The 22,606-nt window shown below is 58.2% G+C and carries 19 protein-coding genes, 2 tRNA genes and 1 pseudogene; 14 read left to right on the top strand and 8 right to left on the bottom strand.

The annotated features are described in order from the left end of the window. Window positions 1–2: 2 nt before the first annotated feature. The 3 genes and pseudogenes from KY494_RS07930 to KY494_RS07920 form a co-directional block, all read right to left on the bottom strand. Window positions 3–2,312 (bottom strand): hypothetical protein, encoded by a 2,310-nt coding sequence (locus KY494_RS07930; RefSeq protein WP_219890525.1) that lies wholly within the window; start codon window positions 2,310–2,312, stop codon window positions 3–5. After that, entirely contained in the window at window positions 2,290–4,197 is a 1,908-nt protein-coding gene (locus KY494_RS07925; RefSeq protein WP_219890524.1) for a hypothetical protein, read from the bottom strand. Before KY494_RS07925 ends, KY494_RS07930 begins: the two co-directional genes overlap by 23 nt. Before the next feature lie 390 nt (window positions 4,198–4,587). Continuing rightward, a pseudogene (locus tag KY494_RS07920) lies at window positions 4,588–4,833 on the bottom strand (peptidogalycan biosysnthesis protein); the annotation flags it as partial. A 91-nt stretch (window positions 4,834–4,924) separates the two neighbouring features. On the opposite strand from KY494_RS07920, the gene KY494_RS07915 reads away from it, so the two are divergent. Together KY494_RS07915 and KY494_RS07910 are read left to right on the top strand one after the other, a co-directional pair. After that, entirely contained in the window at window positions 4,925–6,541 is a 1,617-nt protein-coding gene (locus KY494_RS07915) for an NAD+ synthase (protein WP_219890523.1), read from the top strand. Between the two features lie 41 nt (window positions 6,542–6,582). Beyond that, on the top strand, window positions 6,583–6,921 hold the full coding sequence (locus KY494_RS07910; RefSeq protein ID WP_077401797.1) for a P-II family nitrogen regulator: 339 nt from the start codon (window positions 6,583–6,585) through the stop codon (window positions 6,919–6,921). Between the two features lie 143 nt (window positions 6,922–7,064). Here KY494_RS07910 and KY494_RS07905 read toward each other — a convergent pair whose 3' ends face one another. The 3 genes from KY494_RS07905 to trxB form a co-directional block, all read right to left on the bottom strand. Further along, window positions 7,065–7,694, bottom strand: coding sequence for a trimeric intracellular cation channel family protein (locus KY494_RS07905; protein ID WP_071078511.1), 630 nt, complete (start codon window positions 7,692–7,694; stop codon window positions 7,065–7,067). A 135-nt stretch (window positions 7,695–7,829) separates the two neighbouring features. Beyond that, window positions 7,830–8,504, bottom strand: a complete 675-nt coding sequence (locus KY494_RS07900; protein WP_219135603.1) for a Smr/MutS family protein — start codon at window positions 8,502–8,504, stop codon at window positions 7,830–7,832. 7 nt (window positions 8,505–8,511) lie between these two features. Continuing rightward, window positions 8,512–9,465, bottom strand: coding sequence for a thioredoxin-disulfide reductase (gene trxB, locus KY494_RS07895; RefSeq protein ID WP_219135602.1), 954 nt, complete (start codon window positions 9,463–9,465; stop codon window positions 8,512–8,514). Window positions 9,466–9,680: 215 nt separating this feature from the next. Between trxB and KY494_RS07890 the strand changes: the two genes are divergently transcribed. From KY494_RS07890 to KY494_RS07880, 3 genes are all read left to right on the top strand, one after another. Then, window positions 9,681–12,041 (top strand): DNA translocase FtsK, encoded by a 2,361-nt coding sequence (locus KY494_RS07890; RefSeq protein ID WP_219890522.1) that lies wholly within the window; start codon window positions 9,681–9,683, stop codon window positions 12,039–12,041. A 32-nt stretch (window positions 12,042–12,073) separates the two neighbouring features. After that, on the top strand, window positions 12,074–12,703 hold the full coding sequence (lolA, locus tag KY494_RS07885) for an outer membrane lipoprotein chaperone LolA (RefSeq protein ID WP_258194916.1): 630 nt from the start codon (window positions 12,074–12,076) through the stop codon (window positions 12,701–12,703). A gap of 73 nt (window positions 12,704–12,776) precedes the next feature. After that, a complete protein-coding gene (locus tag KY494_RS07880) occupies window positions 12,777–14,084 on the top strand; it encodes a replication-associated recombination protein A (protein ID WP_219890520.1) in 1,308 nt (435 codons plus the stop codon). A 2-nt stretch (window positions 14,085–14,086) separates the two neighbouring features. On the opposite strand, the gene KY494_RS07875 is transcribed toward KY494_RS07880, so the two are convergent. Both KY494_RS07875 and KY494_RS07870 read right to left on the bottom strand, forming a co-directional pair. Continuing rightward, window positions 14,087–14,827, bottom strand: a complete 741-nt coding sequence (locus KY494_RS07875) for an NAD(P)-dependent oxidoreductase (protein ID WP_219890519.1) — start codon at window positions 14,825–14,827, stop codon at window positions 14,087–14,089. Next, complete coding sequence (locus KY494_RS07870) at window positions 14,824–15,114, bottom strand: DUF2917 domain-containing protein (RefSeq protein ID WP_219890518.1); 291 nt, start codon at window positions 15,112–15,114, stop codon at window positions 14,824–14,826. The genes KY494_RS07875 and KY494_RS07870 overlap by 4 nt, the downstream gene beginning before the upstream one ends. Before the next feature lie 180 nt (window positions 15,115–15,294). On the opposite strand from KY494_RS07870, the gene KY494_RS07865 reads away from it, so the two are divergent. The 9 genes from KY494_RS07865 (at window position 15,295) to KY494_RS07825 (ending at window position 22,604) form a co-directional block, all read left to right on the top strand. Then, on the top strand, window positions 15,295–16,716 hold the full coding sequence (locus tag KY494_RS07865) for a PLP-dependent aminotransferase family protein (RefSeq protein WP_219890517.1): 1,422 nt from the start codon (window positions 15,295–15,297) through the stop codon (window positions 16,714–16,716). Between the two features lie 167 nt (window positions 16,717–16,883). Continuing rightward, window positions 16,884–17,069 (top strand): hypothetical protein, encoded by a 186-nt coding sequence (locus KY494_RS07860; RefSeq protein ID WP_219890516.1) that lies wholly within the window; start codon window positions 16,884–16,886, stop codon window positions 17,067–17,069. A gap of 134 nt (window positions 17,070–17,203) precedes the next feature. Next, the gene (serS, locus tag KY494_RS07855; RefSeq protein ID WP_219890515.1) at window positions 17,204–18,493 is read left to right on the top strand and encodes a serine--tRNA ligase; all 1,290 of its coding nucleotides are present in this window, start codon (window positions 17,204–17,206) and stop codon (window positions 18,491–18,493) included. A gap of 77 nt (window positions 18,494–18,570) precedes the next feature. Beyond that, window positions 18,571–18,660: transfer RNA gene (locus KY494_RS07850), tRNA-Ser, on the top strand. 270 nt (window positions 18,661–18,930) lie between these two features. Then, window positions 18,931–19,020, top strand: a tRNA-Ser gene (locus KY494_RS07845). A gap of 537 nt (window positions 19,021–19,557) precedes the next feature. Beyond that, a complete protein-coding gene (gene hisC / locus KY494_RS07840) occupies window positions 19,558–20,613 on the top strand; it encodes a histidinol-phosphate transaminase (RefSeq protein ID WP_219890514.1) in 1,056 nt (351 codons plus the stop codon). Between the two features lie 168 nt (window positions 20,614–20,781). Next, on the top strand, window positions 20,782–21,111 hold the full coding sequence (locus KY494_RS07835; protein WP_219890513.1) for a PadR family transcriptional regulator: 330 nt from the start codon (window positions 20,782–20,784) through the stop codon (window positions 21,109–21,111). A gap of 11 nt (window positions 21,112–21,122) precedes the next feature. Continuing rightward, the gene (locus KY494_RS07830; RefSeq protein ID WP_219890512.1) at window positions 21,123–21,653 is read left to right on the top strand and encodes a DUF2812 domain-containing protein; all 531 of its coding nucleotides are present in this window, start codon (window positions 21,123–21,125) and stop codon (window positions 21,651–21,653) included. Window positions 21,654–21,734: 81 nt separating this feature from the next. Further along, the gene (locus KY494_RS07825; RefSeq protein ID WP_219135592.1) at window positions 21,735–22,604 is read left to right on the top strand and encodes an NAD(P)-dependent oxidoreductase; all 870 of its coding nucleotides are present in this window, start codon (window positions 21,735–21,737) and stop codon (window positions 22,602–22,604) included. Window positions 22,605–22,606: the final 2 nt, after the last annotated feature.

The following is a 22,606-nucleotide window of genomic DNA, read 5'->3' as shown; positions in this document are numbered from 1 at the left end:
TATTATTTCTTAAAGAAAATTTTTGACCATTTTTCAGTCAGTTTGGAAATCATGCGTTGATTTTCCACGGCAACATATTTGTCCGCTTCAATAAATGCCTCCAAGTCGTCGGCATCGCGCTTAATCCTCAGTCGCTCGGCAGCCGGGAGCTTAAAATCGCGCTCTTTCCGCCTCATATCGAGTAACGGCTCCTCCAGACCGTCTCGGTAGGCTTCGGTTACCAGAAGATGCAAACATCCGTCACAGGTCTTGGGGCTCGCATTCTCAGGGTGAATTTTTCCGTTGACAACACAGTTTGAACGGCCGCTAGTTTTTGACGCATCGGTCGCGCAACACCCTCCATGCTCTTTCGGTGAAATCGAGTAGCCATCTCGTTGAAGTTCCGTAGTTATCGCATCCGCTTTTGACGCAAGCTCAAGCTCGTCAAATTTCACGTTCTTTGACAGGCGCTGCATAAGCTTGAAAGTCAGTTTGGGAAAGTTGCCGCCCATCGCCTCACCTTTCAGCATGCGAAGGACAAGGTCGCCAAAGTATTCACGTCGAACCTCTTCCATAACTTGTTCCAGAGCGATGATGTCCTTATCGTAACCACCGGCATAAACAGCTTGGACGCCATCAGCAGGAGAAATGCCCGGAGCGTCAGTGTAGTAGACTTCCGTAACTGCAGCGGAGTCCTGCCTAAGGGCTAATTGAAGTGCAGTCGGCTTTGGCATGTCGTATCGATACATATATAGACACGCGTAGGCGCGTCGAAATGGCTGTGTTTTTTCCCTAAAATAGTCGGTGTCCACCTCTGCAAGTTCAAAGAACCACGCTGCCCTGTTGCCGAATTCAAACCCCTCGGGTGGAGACGAAAATCCAATTTTCGTAAATGCGCGCGTGCAAAAAAGCTTGTCATATCGGCCGTCCGTCGGGTTGTCGTAATACACTTTTTGACTTGTATTCAAAGTTCGAAATATTTGCGAAATGCTTTCCAGAGTCAGGATTGCCTGCCTCACTAGGTCATTACACCAAAACGACACATAACTTCGACAAGATTTCTCTACATAAATGTCGACCCGCCAGTCCTCGTAAATCGTGGATATTTCGCGCAAGCAGCCAAAGTAGAGCCCATACGGCAAGTTGTGCCCTACGAGTTCGTTTTTTCTTCGTCCATGGTTAATTGCGATAAGGCAATAGGCCGCCACTTGAAGCGCGTCGATGCATTTTGATAGAATGGTGCGCGTCATCCGGGTTATTCCCGCGATGCCTTTACTCCTAACCTCTAATTGATATGCGTACGCGTTCTGCGCCGCCAATTTAACGTTTCGTTCGCTTACTGCGTTTGTATTAATATAAATTTCCAGCGCATCTCTAACCGCGGCCGCGACAAATAAGATAATAGGCTTATATTCTACAAGCCAGAGCAAGGCTTGGTTAGTAACCCTCGTTATATTTTCAATAGAAATATTTTTTGTTCTACCAGCTGGCGTCGAGAATGCTTTCTCGGCAATTTTTCCAGGCCGAAGGAATGGCTTGTAAGCGAGGGCGCCGAGTTCAGGGGGGAAGCTAGCGAAATGATTGAGCGTAGACATTAACCGCATATAGGTTGTCAACGTTACCTTCGTCTCTCTGGGAACGCGATTAACATCTAGATTTTCGGCTCCCAGCATTTTGGCTAGGCGAGAGGCATAGATTTCCGGCAGGTACGAGGCGCTCAGCGGCAGGCCAGTCATGAAGCTTAAAGCGTCAGTGTTCACGGTAAAAAATTTGCTATTATTACGTCCGCGTAGTTGCTCGCGCACTGAGGTATCAGAATTTGCAGCCGTCATCACCTTTTCTAAGGCGTTTTTATAATCAAGGGCTTGCCACCATCCACCTATTAACCAATCGCGGTTTAGCGAATCGACATCCTCTTTTGTAAGCTGCGTTAACTTAAATATATTGTTGTGTATCATCCAGCAGTATAGCCGAAGAGCGTTATTTATAAGTTGTACTACACAATCGTCAATCTTCTCGGTGCGTAAAAAAAGTAATGAATTTATGGCGGCTTTAAGTGTAATTAAAAGTTCGGGATGGTCTAAGAGGCGATAGTGGCCGCTTCCATCTGTGGAGACGTGACCCAAACGACCAATTTTCAGCTCCTCCAAGTTATAGGACTTTATGTCCGGCGCTTTACTAAGTGGATGTGCGACATCAATTTCGACTGTGTTTGAATCCCATCCGCTAACAAGCCGAACATGTTTTTGTACTAGGTCCCAGGGGTTGCCGACCTGTTCTTGCGAAACGGGGGCTTGAGCAAGCCCGGAGCTACGTTTTTGGTTTTTGCGCATTGATTCTTTCCTCAACTTGTTCTAAGTAATGCCGAAAGTCGCTATCTTTTATTAGCCCATAAAGGGCTATACAAACTAATATTCTGGGCAAGTCAGAATGAGCAAACCTTTCAGGGTTTGACCTTTGAAGTGACTGCATATTTGATAAGTAATATTTACGTTGCCGTACGCATTGGTCAACTTCGGGATATCCCACGGTGAATGAAAAGTCCCCAGGAGCGGCAAGCCACATATCAACCAGATAGTCATCGTTATTGCTTGAGAAACGTGTTGGTGGCAGAAGTAAATGTTGAATCGTGTTTTTTTGGTTCTCGGTGAATATTCCTGAAATGGGCGCGTTGTCAAACCGATATATGATTGCGCTTGCCAGCATTGCAGAATATCGAATTATTATTGCTTCGTTTATCCCGGTTGCTATTTCTCCTGCGACGTAATGCGCGCTTGTTGACGCCTTCTTATGGTAAAGAGTAACCTGAGTATCTTCGATATGCATCCCATTTTGCAGAAAGCGATGCCGCTCCGCGTTCGGGCGGATGTCTGAGGCCGTAAATCGTGGAAGATTCCAAGCAGATGTGAATTCGTGAAAATATTTTGCGCTCAAAAAGACGTTAAATGTAATCTTTCCATGGTAGCTATGTCCCATAGCTACGAACATCGAGGGATGCTCCCGGTTTGCATGCAGGTCGATGTTCTTGTTGTGCCAAAGCAGTAGTTCCAGCGCACGGACTGCCAATGTCTCTTCTATGATAGTGGAGTTGTCGTCGATTAATACGCTGGTATTCTGATTGCTACCTGTCTTGCCCTTGATACCGCTTATTTCAAAGCCGTGAGCAGTTCTCTTTACGTTAGAAGGTGTCACGGAAATGAGGGTATCCCCGTTCCAGCGTCCGTGGAATAGAAGAACAACGTAACACGCCATAACAACCTGCTTTGAAAGATAAAGCTGACTTAGCAATGTTGCGTATCGACTACGCGCGCTTCCTGCGCCGCTGAGCTTGTCTACAAGTGGAATCCCTTTCGGAGGTATTATCGAAGCGCGCGGGGAGTTTTTGGCAAGCTTGTCCCTCTTTATCACTGCGAGAGCGATGATAAGCTGGTTTGTCGGTGACTGTTTTTTTATCATTCTGTAGTCAATTGGTCCTCGCTTTCGTTTTAGGTTGGCAAGATTCGCTACCGTCAAGTTTTCGGGTAATGGCTCTTTGCCGATTTGTATAAGCAATTCCTTCAACTCATCGTGCGTGTCGAATATCATTGCGCAGGTTTGTAAGATGGGCTTTAGCGTCGCCTCATAGTGATTCTGCGCCAAGGCTTTGAACGCACCGATGTCTTGGACGACAATTGCTTCGCTCGGTTTTATTTTACCTAGGGTTTGGGTTTCATCTCCGTGCGATGCGATATCCTTTCGCGGTGAGCGTGACGGAACTTTTAGTGGTGATTTATATGTGCACTGACCTGCTAATAGATTTCCCGACAGCGTTGATTGGCACCGCAATATGAATGACCTAAATTTTTCTGCACTAGCCGGACTGGTCAGCAATTTCGTTTTTTTAAAATGCGCGTCTGATATGGCAAATAAATTTGATATGTCGATAAGCCTGAGGGTGCATGGTTCGGCGCTAAGGATTCGCCGAAACTCGATGCTTTCTGGTGCGATGCATTTCACTGTACTTAGAACTACGTGTGCGTGCGAGTTGTCTATTGGCGGTGACGAGTCGTGGATGCATTTTGCGAGTAATCCTTTTGGACTAATATTCAGTTTTTTAAAATTTAATTCTTTGTATGAAATGTGGGCGCGGCCAGAAATCGCCGCCTTGGTTTGAATCAGGACGGAATTTTTTCTCCATTTGTGTCCGACAACAAAAACATCTTCGCTTGCTGTGCTCATCTGTGCAGTCTGCAGTGGTTTCGCAGATAGCAGTGTGCATCCTAAAGCGGCTAAAAGTCTATAGGTTCTATGGGTACGGTATTCGTCGGATTCGTTTAAAGTCTAACCTAATTAAACGAACCTAAAAGTTTATCCATTCTGGAAGTAAGATAAACGATTCAGACTAAGATATATTTCGCCTCGCCATGTGGTCGACGAGCAGGTTCGAGGGCAGGTATTGATGCAGATTAAGCTTGGATATCGCTTACGTTGATTTGTTACGTTGGTCAGACAGTTGAATATTTGTCTGACCAATTTATTTAACGGGAAGAAAGAATTTTCGCCTATACGCGCTGGCTCGCTTTGCCGGTCGGTCAGTCAGACATTAGCGGGGATTGGTCATAGGAGCTCGTATTCGCCATACGAGTGCGTTTTGAGGTACAGGGGCAGGGCGGCGGCCAGCGTCTCGCCTTGCCACAGCGCCAGGTAATTCGGCTGCCAGCCCGTGTCCGCGCTGGCACAGCCGGACTCGTGCAGCGCATGCAAAAAGGCGTAGGACAGGAAGGGAGTGGCGTCCGCCTGGCGCGCCAGCAGTTCAGACCAGGCCGCTTCGCCAATTTCAGCCAGGGTAGTGACGATAGCCGTGCGATAATTCATTGTTGTAGTGTGCATTCATCACTCTCGGGGCGCCGCCGTCGGCCTGCGCGCCCCTGTCTTGTTTAATAGAACGAAAATATCCATCATCATCATGACAGTCAAAGTCGCAATTGCTCAAATGAATAGTACGGTCGGCGATCTGGCCGGCAACCGTGCCAAGATCTTCGACCTTTCCCGCCGCGCCTTTGAAGCGGGCGCCGATATCGTGCTCACGCCGGAACTGTCGCTGGTCGGCTATCCACCCGAGGACTTATTGCTGCGCAATGCATTCTACGCAAAAACGCAGCAGGCGTTTGCCGAGCTGGCCCGCGACCTGGCCCAGTTCAAGGATATGCACGTGGTGGTGGGCTTGCCGCTGCAAGACGAAAAGGGCGTGCGCCACAACGCCGCCTCCGTGCTGCTGAACGGCGAAGTGCTGGGCACCTATCGCAAGCATGACTTGCCGAATACCACCGTTTTCGATGAAAAACGTTACTTCACGTCGTCGGACCAGGCTTTCGTGTTTGGCGTGAAGGGCGTGCGTTTCGGCATCAATATCTGCGAAGACACGTGGTTCGAGCATGCACCGATGCGCGCCCGCGCGGCCGGCGCGCAAGTGCTGCTGGTGCCGAACGGCTCGCCTTACCACATGAACAAGCAGCATCTGCGCTATGAAACCATGCGCAAGAACGTCAGCGCGCAAGGCATGGCCCTCGTGTACGCCAACCTGGTCGGTGGCCAGGATGAGCTGATTTTTGACGGCGACTCGTTCGTCATGGATGCGGCCGGCACCATTTGCGCCCAGTTGCGCCACTTCGAGGAAGACTTGCAGCTGGTCGAGTTCGACGGCGCCACGCCCGTGCCGCAGGCCTTGGCCGCGCCGTTGACCACCGAGGCGCAGGTGTACCAGGCGCTGGTGCTGGGCGTGCGCGACTATATCGGCAAGAACGGTTTTCCTGGCGTGCTGATCGGCATGTCGGGCGGCGTCGATTCCGCGCTGACCCTGGCCATCGCCGTCGACGCGCTGGGCGCCGACAAGGTGCGCGCCGTGATGATGCCGTCGCAATTTACGGCCGATATCTCGTGGATCGATTCGCGCGACATGGTAAAACGCCTCAATGTGCGCTACGATGAAATTCCGATCAAGCAAACCTTCGATGCTTTCCGCGCCACCCTGGCGGACGAGTTCGCGGGACTGGCGGAAGACGCGACGGAAGAGAACATCCAGGCGCGCATCCGTGGCACCCTGCTGATGGCCCTGTCGAACAAGCATGGCAGCATCGTCTTGACGACGGGCAACAAGAGCGAGATGGCGGTCGGCTATTGCACGTTGTACGGCGACATGGCGGGCGGCTTTGCCGTGATCAAGGATATCGCCAAGACGCTCGTGTACCGCCTGTGCGCCTGGCGCAACAGCGTGTCGGACGTGATTCCCGAGCGCATCCTGACGCGCGGACCGTCGGCCGAGTTGCGCGCCGATCAGCTGGACCAGGACTCCTTGCCGCCGTATGAAATACTTGACGGCATCATGCAGCTGTACATGGAAGAAAACCGGCCGATCGCCGAGATTATCGAGGCTGGCTACCCGCCGGCCGATGTGGCCCGGGTCACGCGCCTGATCAAGATCAATGAATACAAGCGGCGCCAGTCGCCGGTGGGCATCCGCGTCACGCACCGTGGCTTCGGCCGCGACTGGCGTTACCCGATTACCTCGAAATTCTACGAATAAGCAGCCATCTGTCCACAATCCAACAATTTTAAGGAGTAGCCATGAAACAGATTACCGCCATCATCAAACCATTCAAGCTCGACGAAGTGCGCGAGGCCCTGGCCGATGTAAACGTGACGGGCTTGACCGTGACGGAAGTGAAGGGCTTTGGCCGCCAGAAGGGTCATACCGAGCTGTACCGTGGTGCCGAGTACGTGGTCGACTTCTTGCCGAAAGTCAAAGTCGAAGTGGTGGTGGACGACAGCGTGTCGGAACTGGTGGTCGACGCCATCATCAAGGCGGCCCGCACGGGCAAGATCGGCGATGGCAAGATCTTCGTGCGCAACGTGGAGCAGGTCATCCGCATCCGCACGGGTGAAACGGGTCCGGACGCGGTGTAAATCCAAGCCAACAATGTTGTCGGATTATTGCTCTTCGAGCCTATTCCGACCTACCGCCTGATATACGTCGATACGCGTAGGTCGGGTTAGCGCGCCAGCGCGTAAGCCGACGCTGCTGAGCCAGCAAAGCTGTTGGATTGAGTTCACCGCCCCAGCCGCATGTCGAATTTCCAGCATATCAGGCGCAGAATCGTGATGCCGCTGGCGCTGGTCCACAGCGCAAAGTCGTGCTGGGCGCCGAAGTGCATCTGTAATAAATAAGCCCAGCAGCCGAAAAAGGCGCAGATGGCGTACGGTTTGCCGTCGCGAAACACCATCGGCACTTCGTTGCAGACGATGTCGCGCATCACGCCGCCAAAGATTCCCGTAATCACTCCCATCATCGAGGCGATAAAGATCGGCATGCCGGCGCGCATCGCTTCAGCGACTCCGGCGATGGCGAACATGCCCAGGCCGATGGCGTCGGCGATGACGATCAGGCGTTCCGAGACGATCTGGCGCAAATGCTGGATCAAGGGCGCGGCCGTCAGGGCCAGCACGAAGATCAGAATCGCGTATTCCTGGTGCGAGACCCAGAACAAAGGCCGCTTGTCGAGCAGGATGTCGCGCAACGTCCCCCCGCCGAACGCCGTGATGAAGGCCACGACGAACACGCCGACCAGGTCCATGCGTTTGCGGCGCGCTTCGATGAAACCGGAAAACGCGCCCACCAGGATGGCGATGACCTCAATGATCTTGATCAGCGAGCCAGGCGGCAGTTGGGGAGGCATCATGGGTGGAGCGCGTGCATGAGACGCTAAGCAGGAAATAATTGTCACAGGTTAACATGACACGGCCCCGAATGGTGACAAACGGGGCCGTGTGCGAGGGCTAACTTGTTACTGAATTGTAATATCTTGCTGTCAAGGCTAACGAATGGGCTGCAGCGCCGCGGAAAGCAAGACCACCAGCGCGCCATCGCCCCCTTCGGAGCGGCGTGCCTGGCAAAAGGCGATGACTTCATCCTTTTGCACGAGCCAGCTGTGCACCATCGATTTCAAGACCGGTTCCTGGCCTTTCGAGCCAAAACCCTTGCCGTGGATCACGCGAACGCAGCGCAGCTTGCGCCGCGTCGCCTGGTTCAGGAAGGCGCCGATGCCGTCGCGCGCCTCGTCGCGGCGCAAGCCGTGCAAGTCCAGCTCATCCTGGATGGGCCAGTGGCCCTTGCGCATCTTTTTCACCACGTCCGGTCCCACGCCGGGGCGGGCGTAGTTCAGGGCCGGATCGTTTTCCAGGTAATGGTCGACCTCGAACAAGTCCGATAGCGACTCGCGCAGCACGGCCGCATGATCCTCTTCCTGCGTCAGCTTGCGCGCCGGCTGCTGGGCCGCCATGGCCCCCGCCTTGGGCACGCTGGGCACGTAGCGGTCCGACTCGGGCAGGCGCTTGACGCCGCCGATGCTGGCCTTGAACAGATTGCTCTCCACGGCCTGCACCTTGACCTGCTGGGCGCGTTCAGCCGCGGCTTGCGCGCGCGCATCGGCCTGCTCCTTGAGCTGCTTGCTGACCGCTTTCAGGTCGGCAAAGTCTTTCATCGACGCCATGCGACGCTTACTCCTGGCCTTCCAGGTAGCGCTGGGCGTCCAGTGCTGCCATGCAACCCGTACCGGCGCTGGTGATGGCCTGGCGGTAGATATGGTCTTGCACGTCGCCGGCGGCGAACACGCCCGGCGCGCTGGTGGCGGTGGCCATGCCTTCCAGGCCCGTCTTGGTCTTGATGTAGCCGTTGTGCATTTCCAGCTGGCCTTCGAAGATGCCCGTGTTCGGCTTGTGGCCGATGGCGATGAACACGCCATGCACGCTCAATGCTTCGACCTTGCCGTCGATGGTCGACTTGATGTTCAAGCCCGTCACACCGCCTTCGTTGCCCGTCACTTCGTCCAGGGTGTGGTTATATTTCAACACGATCTTGCCTTCGGCAACCTTGGCGTTCAGGCGGTCGATCAAAATCGCTTCGGCGCGGAATTTGTCGCGGCGGTGGATCAGCGTGACTTTATTGGCGATGTTCGACAGGTACAGCGCTTCTTCGACGGCCGTGTTGCCGCCGCCGACGACGGCCACTTCCTGGTTGCGGTAGAAGAAGCCATCGCAGGTGGCGCAGGCGGACACGCCCTTGCCCATAAAGTGCGCTTCGGATGGCAGGCCCAGGTATTGCGCGGACGCGCCCGTGGCGATGATCAGCGTGTCGCACGTGTATTCGTGGCTGTCGCCCTTCAGGCGGATCGGCTTTTCGTTGAGGAAAGTGGTGTGGATGTGGTCAAACACGATTTCCGTATTGAAACGCTCGGCGTGCTGCAGCAAACGCTGCATCAGGTCGGGGCCTTGCACGCCCATCGGGTCGCCGGGCCAGTTTTCCACGTCCGTGGTGGTCATCAACTGGCCGCCTTGTTCCACGCCGGTGACCAGCATCGGGTTCAGGTTGGCGCGGGCGGCGTAGACGGCGGCGCTGTAGCCGGCTGGGCCGGAGCCGAGGATCAAAACGCGGGCGTGTTTGGTAGTAGTCATGGGAGGCTTCTCTATGAGTGGGGTCTGTCCGAATTGGGGGCATACGCGCGAAGAACAAGGGCGTATTGCGCTTGCGCAAGCAATCCACGATTATAGACCAAGCCGCCTGTAGCGACGAATCGTGGGGCCGTCCGGGGCATATATGGCTTAGAATACTTCCTTATTATGGGAAATTCCCTTTCAGAAACATTTATCACCTTGCAGCGCTTCCCAGAATGACTAAACCAGCCCAGGCCAATCAAAATAGCTACACCCGTAAACCGGTCGAACGCCGGCCTCTGCCGAACCGGCTGGTGCGGCTGCTGTCCGAGGCGCGCTGGTTCGCGCTGGCCGCGTTTGCCCTGTATTTCGTGCTGATACTGGCCAGCTTCAACAAGCTCGACCCGGGCTGGTCGCACGCGACCTCCGTCGACAAGGTGGCCAACCTGGGCGGCAAGCTCGGTGCGACCTTCTCCGATTTGTTGCTGTATATCTTCGGCTTTTCCGCCTGGTGGTGGTGCGTCTGGCTGCTGCGCACGGTATGGAATGGCTATCGCCGCCTGAGTAAGCGCTTCCTGCTGGAAGAAGAGGACGTGGAGCGCGAGCATCATGTCGAGATGCTGATCCGCATCGTCGGCTTCTCCATCATGCTAATCGGTAGCATGGGCCTGGAATACCTGCGTATGGCCAAGAGCCTGCACGTGCAGCTGCCGCGCGAGCCGGGCGGCGTGCTGGGCCAGCTGGTGGGGCACTCGGCCCACGTGGCCTTCGGCTTCACGGGCGCTACTTTATTACTGTTGCTGCTGTTCGGCCTCGGTTTCAGCCTGTTCTTCCACGTTTCTTGGCTGCAAGTGGCCGAACGCATCGGTGGCGCCATCGAAGATGCGTTCAACTGGTTCGTGCTGCGCTACCAGGATCGTGAAGACCGCCGCCAGGGCGAAGTGGCTGCCGTGCGCCGTGACGAAGTGGTGGTCATCGAACGGGCCAAGCATGTGGAAAAGCATGTGGCCGCGCCGCCCGTGAAGATCGAGCCACAGGTTGTGACGGTGGTGAAATCGGAGCGCGTGGAAAAGGAGCGCCAGGCGCATCTGTTTGAAACCCCCGGCGATGGCAAGCTGCCGCCGCTATCGCTGCTCGACGAGGCGCCGCCCGTGGTGGAAACGGTTTCCGTGGAAACGCTGGAATTCACGAGCCGCCTGATCGAAAAGAAATTGTCCGACTTTGGCGTGGATGCCAAGGTAGTGGTCGCTTACCCCGGCCCTGTGGTGACGCGCTATGAAATCGAGCCGGCCACGGGCGTCAAGGGCAGCCAGATCGTGGGCCTGGCGCGCGACCTGGCCCGTTCGCTGTCCCTGACGTCGATCAGGGTGGTGGAAACCATTCCCGGCAAGAATTACATGGCGCTGGAATTGCCGAATAGTAAACGCCAGATCGTGCGCCTGACGGAAATCCTCGGCTCCAAGGTCTACAACGATGGCGTATCCAGCCTGACGATTGCGCTGGGCAAGGATATCGCCGGCAAGCCCGTCGTGGCCGATCTGGCCAAGATGCCCCACTTGCTGGTGGCCGGCACCACCGGTTCCGGTAAATCCGTGGGCATCAATGCGACGATTTTGTCGCTGCTGTACAAATCTGACCCGCTCGACGTACGGCTGATCCTGATCGATCCGAAGATGCTGGAAATGTCCGTCTATGAAGGCATCCCGCACTTGCTGGCGCCCGTCGTGACCGACATGCGCCAGGCCGGCCACGCGCTGAACTGGGCTGTGAACGAGATGGAGCGCCGCTACAAGCTGATGAGCAAGATGGGCGTGCGTAACCTGGCCGGCTACAACGCGAAGATTGCCGACGCGAAAAAGCGCGAAGAACACATCCCGAACCCGTTCAGCCTGACGCCGGATTCGCCCGAGCCGCTCGATAAACTGCCGACCATCGTCATCATCATCGACGAGCTGGCCGACCTGATGATGGTGGTGGGCAAAAAAGTCGAGGAATTGATCGCGCGTATCGCGCAAAAGGCGCGCGCCGCCGGTCTGCACTTGATTCTGGCCACGCAGCGCCCATCTGTAGACGTGATCACGGGGCTGATCAAAGCGAACATCCCCACGCGTATCGCCTTCCAGGTCTCGTCGAAGATCGACTCGCGCACGATTCTCGACCAGATGGGCGCGGAAGCGCTGCTGGGCATGGGCGACATGCTGTACATGCCGCCCGGCACCGGCTTGCCGATGCGCGTGCACGGCGCGTTTGTGTCGGATGAAGAAGTCCACCGCGTTGTCAGCTATTTGAAGCTGCAGGGCGAACCGAATTACATCGAGGGCATCCTCGAAGGCGGCACCCTGGAAGGCGATGGCGCCGAAGGCGCCGCGCCGGGCGAGGGCGGCGGCGAGGCCGATGCCCTGTACGACCAGGCGGTGGCGGTGGTGCTGAAAAACCGCCGCGCCTCGATTTCGCTGGTGCAGCGTCATTTGCGCATCGGCTACAACCGCGCCGCCCGTCTGCTCGAGCAGATGGAGCAGAGCGGGGTGGTATCAACCATGCAATCCAATGGCAACCGGGAAATCCTGGTGCCGGCGGCCAGTGCCGAACAAGGGTAAACAGAATGAAGAATACGACTTTCGCAGCAAAAATGATCATCGGCGCAAGCAGCGTCGCCTGCAGCCTGCTGTTCGCGGCCAGCGCCTCGGCCAGCGCGCTGGAACAGTTCAAGAGCTTTGCCGCCGGCACCAAGTCGGCCAAGGGCGAGTTCGTGCAGCGGCAAGTCAAGAAGGCGGACGCCAGCGGCAAGGCGAAAGTGTCGACGCCAGCCAGCGGCACGTTTGAATTCGCCCGTCCGGGCAAATTCATCTGGACCTATCTGAAACCGTACGAGCAATTGCTGCAGGCGGACGGCGACAAGCTGTATATCTACGACAAGGACTTGAGCCAGGTGACGGTCAAGAAACTGGGCGACGCGCTCGGTTCCTCGCCAGCTGCCATCTTGTTCGGCAGCAACGACCTGGAAAAGAATTTTACGTTGGCCGAAGCGGGCACGCGCGACGGTCTGGAGTGGCTGAAAGCCACGCCGAAGGCCAAGGACACGACGTTTGACGAAATCACCATCGGCCTGCGCAACGGCGTGCCGGAAGCGATGGAATTGCGCGACTCGTTCGGCCAGACCTCGGTGCTGGCGTTCAAGAATTTCCAGAAGAATCCGGCCTTGTCCGCCAATCACTTTAAATTTGTCATGCCCAAGGGCGCCGACGTCATTAATAATTAAGACTGTCGCGCCTTGCGTATGAGCCGGCCTCGCAGCAATGCGGGGCTTTTGCATTCTTATTAGGTACCTCATTATGGCGGATCTCTTTTCCACCGCACCGCGCCAGCCGCTGGCCGAAGCCTTGCGGCCTGCTACCCTCAACGAAGTCATTGGCCAGACGCATCTGCTGGGCGTGGGCAAGCCGCTGCGCCTGGCGTTTGAGGCGGGCAAGGCCCATTCGATGATCTTGTGGGGGCCGCCCGGCGTGGGCAAGACGACCCTGGCGCGCCTGATGGCGAACGCTTTCGACAGCGAATTCATCGCCTTGTCGGCCGTGTTTGCCGGCGTCAAAGATATCCGCGCAGCCATGGATCAAGCCCGTCACAGCCTGGACCAGTTCGGCAAGCACACTTTATTGTTCGTCGACGAGATCCATCGGTTTAATAAGTCGCAACAGGATGCCTTGCTGCCTTTTGTCGAATCGGGCCTGGTGACGTTCATTGGCGCCACGACGGAAAACCCCAGCTTCGAAGTCAATTCGGCGCTGCTGTCGCGCGCGCAAGTGTATGTATTGAAATCGCTCAACGAAGACGAGATGAAGCTGCTGCTGGCCAAGGCGCAGTCCTCGGCCCTGACGCATCTGACGTTTGACGAAGCGGCGGCCGATACCCTGATCGGCTATGCGGACGGCGATGCGCGGCGTTTCCTGAACTTGCTGGAACAGGCCGAGACGGCCGCCAGCTCGACGGGGACGACCAAGATCGATGCGGCCTTTGTCGACAATGCGCTGACCCTCAATTCGCGCCGCTTCGACAAGGGCGGCGACAATTTCTATGACCAGATTTCCGCCCTGCACAAGTCCGTGCGCGGCTCCAACCCCGACGCGGCCCTGTACTGGTTTTGCCGCATGATCGATGGCGGTGCCGACCCGCGCTACTTGTCGCGGCGCATCGTGCGCATGGCCTGGGAAGACATCGGCCTGGCTGACCCGCGCGCGCTGACCATGGCCAACGACGCGGCGGCAACCTATGAACGCCTGGGTTCGCCCGAAGGCGAGCTGGCGCTGGGCCAGGCCGTGATTTACCTGGCGATTGCCGCGAAAAGCAATGCCGGCTACAACGCCTTCAACACGGCCATGGCGTTCGTCAAGAAAGATAAATCCAAGGAAGTGCCCGTGCACTTGCGCAATGCGCCGACGAAATTGATGAAGGAACTCGGTTACGGCCACGCCTACCGCTACGCGCACGACGAACCCGATGCGTATGCGGCCGGTGAAACCTACTTCCCGGACGGCATGGCTGAGCCGGGCTGGTATCAGCCCGTGCCGCGTGGCCTGGAAAGCAAGATAGCCGACAAGCTGGCCTGGCTGCGCGAGCTTGACCGCAAGGCCGGGAAGGGCTGAGGCTACAGGCCCAGCAAGCTAAAACCGTCGTCCTGCGGCGCGTAACCGACCAGCCGGCGCGTCGCTTCGATGGATAGCCGCTTGTAGCGGTTGTCCGACACCCCATGCACGACGTGGTAGCCAGGCGGCACCTGTGCGCTCACGCAGCAGGCCAGCAGTTGCACCACGTCGCGCTCGCTGATGAAGGCGGCGATGTCGCGCGCGCTGTGCTGTTGACCTGGCGCAAAGTGGGCCACGTTGGCGATGCGCACGGCGATCGCCGTCATGCCATGTTGGTGCGCGAATGCGGAGGCCACGCCTTCGCCAAAGGCCTTGCTGGCGCCATACATGTTCGCCGGACGCACCGGCATGCTTTCGTGCACTTGCACGTCCAGCGGATAGCCTTCGATGGCTTGCGCGCTGCTGGCAAACACCACTCTGTTCACTCCCTGCGCCTGTGCCGCGCGGAAGATGTTGTGCGTGCCGATGATGTTCGGCTGCAGCAGTTGCGCATCGAAATCGGCGCTGGCGTGCGGCACGCCGGCCAGGTGCAGCACCACATCGATGTCCATGCAGGCGGCCAGGCAGGCGGCGTAGTCGCTCACGTCGAGTTGCATGGACGGGCAGGGCGCTTCAGCCAGCTTGCCTGTGTGCAGGTCGGCCAGGCGCAGGGAGAATTCCCCGTGCCGGCGCTTCCAGAAAGCGGTGCCGATGATGCCGGCGGCGCCCGTGACGAGGACGCGCAAAGGTGGTGACTGAATCATGTATTCCTTGTGATTAATATTTGGGGGCGGTGCCGATGCAGCCAGCGCAGCAGGGCGGGGCGCGGTGCGGCCGTCCCATGCACGCGGATGCGTCCGCTACCCACGGCTTCGACCAGCACCAGGCCGTCATTCGGTATCGTGTAGCGTTCGCCGCTGCGCAGCACGCAATCGTCGAACTGGGCGTAGGCCGTGATCCACGCCGTGCCGGACAGGCATTCGATGACCCTGGCGTGCGCTTTTTCCAGGCGCAAAGGCCGTTCGCTGCGTAATTCGTGGTCGGTATGCATGGCATCGCTCCTGTTGTGCTGACAGGAACAGCTTAGGCGCTTGGCTTGAACCATGACAGATGCAGGAAAACGAAATTGTGATGCATACAGTGTCCCTTGTCGTACACTGTGCTTGTCAAAAAAATGGGCAACTGTATCTGTGCGTGCCGCGCGCGGCGGCCGCATACTGAAGGGATGAACATGAGCGCGCATTTGAATTTGTACGAGCACCTGGCCAACGAACTGGGCGCCCTGATCGACGCGCGCGTGTTTGCGCCCGGCGACCGCCTGCCGTCGATCCGCCACCTGGCGCAGCAAAAGCGCATTTCCGTCAGCACGGTGATGCAAGCCTTGCGCCTGATGGAAGACCGGGGGCAGGTCGATGCGCGGCCCCAGTCCGGCTATTTCGTGCGCCACCGGGCGCCGCGCCGCGCGTGCAGTGCCGACGCCCAGCATTTGAAGGAGCCGGCCTTTGTCGGCATCAACAATCTGTTGATGCGCGTGCTGAAGGACAACGAAACATCCGATATCGTGCAGCTGGGCACAGCCTGGCCGCCCGATGAAATATTGCCCATCAAGCGCATGCAGCGCACCATCAGCGCGGTGGCGCGGCGCGAGCCCGCTCTGTTGAGCAAGGTCAGTTGCTACGACGTCAGCGAAGGCAATTTCCTGCGCCAGGTCACGCGCCGCGCGCTGGATTGGGGCAAGCTGGACCCGCACGAAATCGTCGTGACGAATTCCTGCACGGAAGCGATCAGCCTGTGCCTGCGCGCCGTCGCCAAGCCGGGCGACACCATCGCCATCGAATCGGCCACGTATTTCGTGCTGCTGCAGATGATCGAAAGCCTGGGCATGAAGGCGCTGGAAATCCCCACCGACCCGAAGACGGGGCCGTCGCTCGACGCGCTGGAGCTGGCCCTGCGCGCCGGCCTCGTGCAAGCGTGTCTGTTCGTGCCGAATGCGAACAATCCGCTCGGTTGCGTCATGCCGGAAGCAAACAAGAAGCGGCTGGCGGGCCTGCTGTCGGAATTCAATATTCCGCTGGTGGAAGACGATGTGTATGGCGACCTGTGCTTTGCGCCGCAGCGTCCCTGGCCCGTGAAGGCTTACGACACGAGCGGCAACGTTTTATTGTGTTCCTCGTTTTCCAAGGCCATCACGCCCGCGTCGCGCGTGGGCTACGTGCTGGCCGGGCGCTTCGCGCAGGAAGTGGCGTTGCTGAAAACCGTGTCGAGCGGCGCCACCAGCCATTTCTTCCAGGCCGTGCTGGCCGATTTTTTGGAAGGCAGCAGCTACGACCAGCAGCTGCGCAAGATGCGGCGCACCCTGGTGCAGCGCATCGCCCGCATGTCCGACGCCGTGGCGGCGAGCTTTCCGGCGGACTGCATGCTGTCCGAGCCGCAGGGCGGTTTTGTGCTGTGGGTGCAGATGCCGCCGCAAGTCGATGCGCTGGCCCTGCACGGCCAGGCCATCGCGGACGGCGTGGCGTATATGCCGGGCCAGCTGTTCTCGGCCTCGGGCAAGTTCGGCAACTATCTGCGCCTCAATTGCGGCAATGCGTGGACGCCGCGCATCGAGCAGGCGATTGGCCGCCTGGGCCGCCTGGTGCATGAGGCCTTGTAACTATTGTCTGCGTTTCAGTCCCTGTTTTTCACCGTTCGCTCCCTGTTTTTCGCCGCTGGTCGCAAGCCGGTGGCGTTGTTTGTCGCCGTTGGCTAAAGTACCACCATACCAGCAGCAGTCAACGACGCAAACTAACCAGGAGTCACATCACGCACGCACTGAAAAACATGGAAATCACCTTTGTCGCCGCCGCCATCATCGCCATCGGCGCCAGCTTCGCCAGCGCCGGCGCGAATACGGTGGAAGTGAGCGCCAGCAGCACCGTGGTCGCGCAGGCTGCCGACAGCACGATGCCCGTCGTCACCGTCAGCGCCCGCCGCCTGACCGCTGCTGAAAAAGCCGCCTTTATTTAAGCATCAGCCATAAAGAGGGCGCGAGTGCCCGGCCATGCCGCCATGACGATGGTGGAGCGTGCGCAAAACTCATCGAAGTGAACAGGGTCTTGGTACAATGAGTGCTTTCGATACATCGGCACCGCCATCCACCCATGATAGATATCCAACTTCTCCGTAAAGACATCGCCACCGTCGCAGAACGCCTGGCGACGCGCAAATTCCAGCTCGACGTGGCAGGTTTCAATGCCCTCGAAGCCGAACGCAAGGCGATCCAGACGCGCACCGAGGAACTGCAGGGCAAGCGCAACGCGCTGTCCAAGCAAATCGGCATGTTGAAAGGCAAGGGGGAAGACACCTCGGCCGTGATGGCGCAAGTGGCCGGCCTGGGCGATGAACTGAAAGCCGATGAAGCGGCCCTGACCCTGGTGCAAGCCAAGTTGAGCGAATTCATCATGGCCGTGCCGAATTTGCCGCACGAATCGTCGCCCGTGGGCACGGACGAGTCGGGCAACGTGGAAGTGCGCAAGGTCGGCACGCCGCGCACTTTTGACTTTGAAGTCAAGGATCACGTCGACGTGGGCGCCCCGCTGGGTCTCGATTTCGAAGTGGCCACCAAGCTGACCGGTTCGCGCTTCTCCGTCATGAAGGGCGGCATCGCCCGTCTGCACCGCGCGCTGGCGCAATTCATGCTGAACACGCACGTGGATGAGCACGGCTACACGGAATGCTATACGCCGTACATGGTCAACGCCGATTCGCTGCGCGGCACGGGCCAGTTGCCGAAATTCGAAGCCGATCTGTTCTCGGTGAAAAAAGGCGGCGTGGAAGGCGAGGGCGAGACCTTCTACCTGATCCCTACCTCGGAAGTGTCGCTGACCAACATCGCGCGCGATGAAATCCTGGCGCTGGACCAGTTGCCCCTGAAAATGACGGCCCATACGCCATGCTTCCGCTCGGAGGCGGGCAGCTATGGTCGCGACACGCGCGGCATGATCCGCCAGCACCAGTTCGACAAGGTGGAAATGGTGCAAGTGGTGCACCCGGATACCTCGTATCAGGTGCTGGAAGAAATGGTCGGCCACGCGGAAACGATTTTGCAACGCCTGGGCTTGCCGTACCGCGTGATGTCCCTGTGCACGGGCGACATGGGCTTTACGGCTACCAAGACCTTCGACCTGGAAGTGTGGCTACCGGCGCAAAACACCTACCGCGAGATTTCTTCGCTGTCGAACTGCGAAGCCTTCCAGGCCCGCCGCATGCAGGCGCGTTTCCGCAACGCCGCCGGCAAGCCTGAACTGGCGCACACCCTGAACGGCTCCGGCCTGGCAGTGGGCCGGACCCTGGTGGCCGTGCTGGAAAACTACCAGCAAGCGGACGGCAGCGTCGAAATCCCGCCAGTGCTGCGCCCGTACATGGGCGGCCTGACGCATTTGAAGGCGTAAAATAGTCCTTCCATTTTTTCAAGCGGCTGCTATAATCTTGCCTTCTCGCAGCAATGCGGGAAAAGACCGCAGCAAATGGAGAGGTGGCAGAGTGGTCGAATGTACTTGACTCGAAATCAAGCGTACGTTAAATCGTACCGTGGGTTCGAATCCCACCCTCTCCGCCAGAACAAATAAAAGAAGCTCCCGCAAGGGAGCTTTTTTTATTTGTGCCGGCGAAGAGGAGCAAGGCGCCTGCGCGCCTTGCGTGTGGGATTCGAAGACGAGCGCGTACTCGCGCGAGGCTCCCCGAATCGCCCAATTGGTTTTTCGGTTTGGTGGCCAGCATTGAGTTGCAAATCGCCAATAAAACCCCTACCCAACCCAACAACACCCATGCTAAAATAGCGCCTCGTTCAAACCGGCACGCCAGTTTGAATGAATAGACCGCAGTAAACGGAGAGGTGGCAGAGTGGTCGAATGTACTTGACTCGAAATCAAGCGTACGTTAAATCGTACCGTGGGTTCGAATCCCACCCTCTCCGCCAGAATATATAAAGGAAGCTCCCGCAAGGGAGCTTTTTTTATACCCGCAAGGTCAAAAAACCACCAGCGCATCAAGCCCAGGTAGAAAAAACCGCCCAAAGCGCGCAGCGCAAGGCGATTTTTCCTCCATTCAGGCCTTGAAAGCCAGCGCCGCCATTAACGCAAGCTAGTGCACCAGCCGTGCCACCGCAAACGCCACGACCGACATGGCAATTATCGTCCCCACGCACCATAAAATCATGGCCGATCTGGCCGCAGCCACGTCGCTTTTGGTCGCGTAATCTGCATGCTCCATTTTCATATCCGCCGTATCCCGCTCCTGTGTGTCGCCCCGTCCGCTCATGACCGCATCTCTTCGTTGCCCACTCCATGCTCCGCGCTTCTTTCAGCGCTGTCAAACCGTGTCCCGAGGGTATCGTGCACGGTCCGGCTATTGCGCTGTCGCATATCTGGCCTCAACAGCTGCACCCCTCCTTGACCCAGCTCAGCCTATGGTAATCTACCGTATCCCCATCCTGCCCCCATACCAAAGCAAAGCAATGAGCCGATTCTGGAGCAACATCGTCAGCGAGCTGACCCCCTACGTCCCCGGCGAGCAGCCGAAACTGCCCGACCTGGTCAAACTCAACACCAACGAAAATCCCTACGGCCCATCGCCGCAGGTGCTGGCCGCGCTGCACGAAGCAGCCAACGACAGCCTGCGCCTCTATCCCGATCCCACGGCCAGCGAACTCAAGCAAACCCTGGCCGACTACCACGGCTTGAATAGCGCGCAAGTGTTCGTCGGCAATGGTTCCGACGAAGTGCTGGCGCTGGCCTTCATGGCCTTGCTCAAGCACGATGCGCCGCTGCTGTTCCCGGACATCAGCTACAGCTTCTATCCCGTGTATTGCAAGCTGTACGGCATCGATTACCGCACGGTAGCGCTCGACGACGCCATGCGCATCCGCCCGGAAGACTATCAGGGGCCGTGCGGCGCCATCATCTTTCCGAATCCCAACGCGCCGACCGGAGTGGACTTGCCGCTGGCCGGCGTGGAAACCCTGCTGCGCGCCCATCCCGACGCCGTGGTCGTAGTCGATGAAGCGTATGTGGATTTCGGCGGCGAGAGCGCCGTGGCCCTGGTCGAGCGCTATCCGAACTTGCTGGTGGTGCAGACGTTCTCGAAATCGCGCTCCTTGGCCGGCTTGCGCGTCGGCTGTGCCTTCGGGCATGCGGACCTGGTCGAGGCGCTGGAAAGAGTGAAGAACAGTTTCAATTCGTATCCGCTGGATCGGCTGGCGCTGGCCGGCGCCGTCGCTTCGCTGCATGATGAAGCGTACTTCCAGCAGACGCGCCAGGCCGTCATCGCCAGCCGCGAACAGCTGACGGCAGACTTGACGGCGCTGGGCTTCGAGGTGCTGCCGTCGGTGGCCAACTTTGTCTTTGCCCGCCACCCGCAGCATGATGCGGCGCAACTGGCGGCCGGCTTGCGCGCCCGTTCCGTGATCGTGCGCCATTTCAATGCACCACGCATCAGCCAGTATCTGCGTATCAGCATCGGCAACGTGGCCGAGTGTGCAGCCTTGATGGCCGCATTGCGCGCCCTGCTGTAATTGCTTCCTCCGAGCGGCCACCGCCCAGGGCGGCGGTGGCGCTGTTTTTCCCGATCTTATCAAAAAGTGTAGGCATGCCGGATTGGCATGTTACTATAGCGCAAGTCGATATATCACCTAACGATATACCGATCTGCGCTATATCTACTATCGCCTTACTGGAGGAATATGGATGCATCGATAGACAAACTGCTGCCCTTGTCTGAAGCCACCTACTACATTTTACTGGCCTTGCGCGAGCCTGCGCATGGCTACGCCATCATGCAGCAGGTCGAGGCCATCAGCGAAGGTGCCGTCAAGATCGGGCCGGGCACCCTGTATGGGGCGTTTGCCAACCTGGAAAAACAGGGCTTGATCGTGATGGTGAGGGAAGCCGAGCGGCGCAAGGTCTACACCATGACGGACATGGGACGTCATGTGTTGCTGGCGCAATTGCGGCGCCTGCGGGTGATGGTGCGCGTGGGCGAGGCGAGTGCGCCCTTTTTATCAAAATACTGAGGTGAAACAGGATGAGTGAGCAACGGTCGCATGTCTATAAATGGTTCATCGAGCTCGATGACGGCGAGATCGAGCAATGGCTGCGTGCGCAGGCCCTGGCTGGATGGCACTTGCAGCGCTTTCTCGCGCCCTGCCGGTTTAGCTTTGTGCGGGGTGAGCCTGCCGATGACGTCTACCGCTTCGATTCCTTTCCGGCATGGAAGCGCAGCAGCGAATATGAGCAGCTTTGCCAGGATGCCGGCTGGGAGCTGGTGTTTTGCTGGTGGGGCAGCTATTGCTGGCGCAAGCCTGCGCCAGACGGCAAGCCGAATGACATCTATACGGATACGCCATCGAAGATCGCCAGGCAGCAACGCCTGCTGACGTATTTCGGCTTGACCGGTTTGTTGTTGATGTACAACCTTATGGGCAGCGGCGACCGCGAGATGGACACGCTGCGGATGGTGCTGACGGCGGTGCAGCTGGCCCTGGTCGTGCCCATGTCCTACCTGATCTGGCGCACCATCAGCCGCTTGCGCCGTCTGCGCCGACAGGCGCTCTAGGGGTTTCGGGCCGCTGCCTGCTGTCATGCCCGGCCATTTGTGCAACAATAATCGGATTCATACCTCGACAGGACGGACAATATGGCAAAAGTGGCATTCATCGGCTTGGGCGTCATGGGTTTCCCCATGGCAGGTCATCTGGCGGCGGGCGGGCATGACGTCACCGTGTACAACCGCAATCCGGCCCGCGCGGCCGCCTGGCTGGAGCAACACAAGGGCAGCAGCGCCGCCACGCCTGCCGCCGCGGCAGCGGGTGCCGAGTTCGTGTTTACCTGCATCGGCAACGACAATGATCTGTATCAAGTCATCCTGGAAGAGGGCGGCTTGCTGTCCGCCATGGCGCCGGGCAGCATCCTGATCGACCATACGACGGCGTCCGCCGAAGCGGCGCGCACGATCCACGCGGCGGCGCAAGAGCAGGGCGTGTTCTTTCTCGACGCGCCCGTGTCCGGCGGCCAGGCGGGTGCGGAAAACGGCAAGCTGACGGTGATGGTGGGCGGCGACGCCGAAGCGTATGCACGGGCCGAACCCGTCATCGCACTGTTCGCGCGCGCCGTCACCTACATGGGCGCCTCCGGTTCGGGGCAACTGACGAAGATGGTCAACCAGATCTGCATCGCGGGCCTGGTGCAAGCCTTGAGCGAAGGCATCGCCTTTGCGGAAAACGCGGGCCTCGATGCGGCGCTGGTGGTGGATGTCATTTCCAAGGGCGCGGCGCAGTCGTGGCAGCTGGAAAACCGGGGCAAGACCATGATCGAGCGCAAGTTTGACTTCGGTTTCGCCGTCGACCTGATGCGCAAGGACCTGGGCATCTGCCTCGCCGAAGCCAAGCGCAACGGCAGCGACTTGCCCGTGACAACCTTGACGGACCAGTTCTATGGCGAAGTGCAGCAGGCGGGCGGCAGCCGCTACGACACGTCCAGCCTGATCACCCGCCTGAACAAAAAGTAACT

Source organism: Janthinobacterium sp. PAMC25594, from assembly GCF_019443505.1.
Taxonomy (GTDB): Bacteria; Pseudomonadota; Gammaproteobacteria; order Burkholderiales; family Burkholderiaceae_D; genus Janthinobacterium.
The sequence above is the reverse complement of the archived record's forward strand: the minus strand, read 5'-3'. Positions and strand labels throughout refer to the sequence as shown.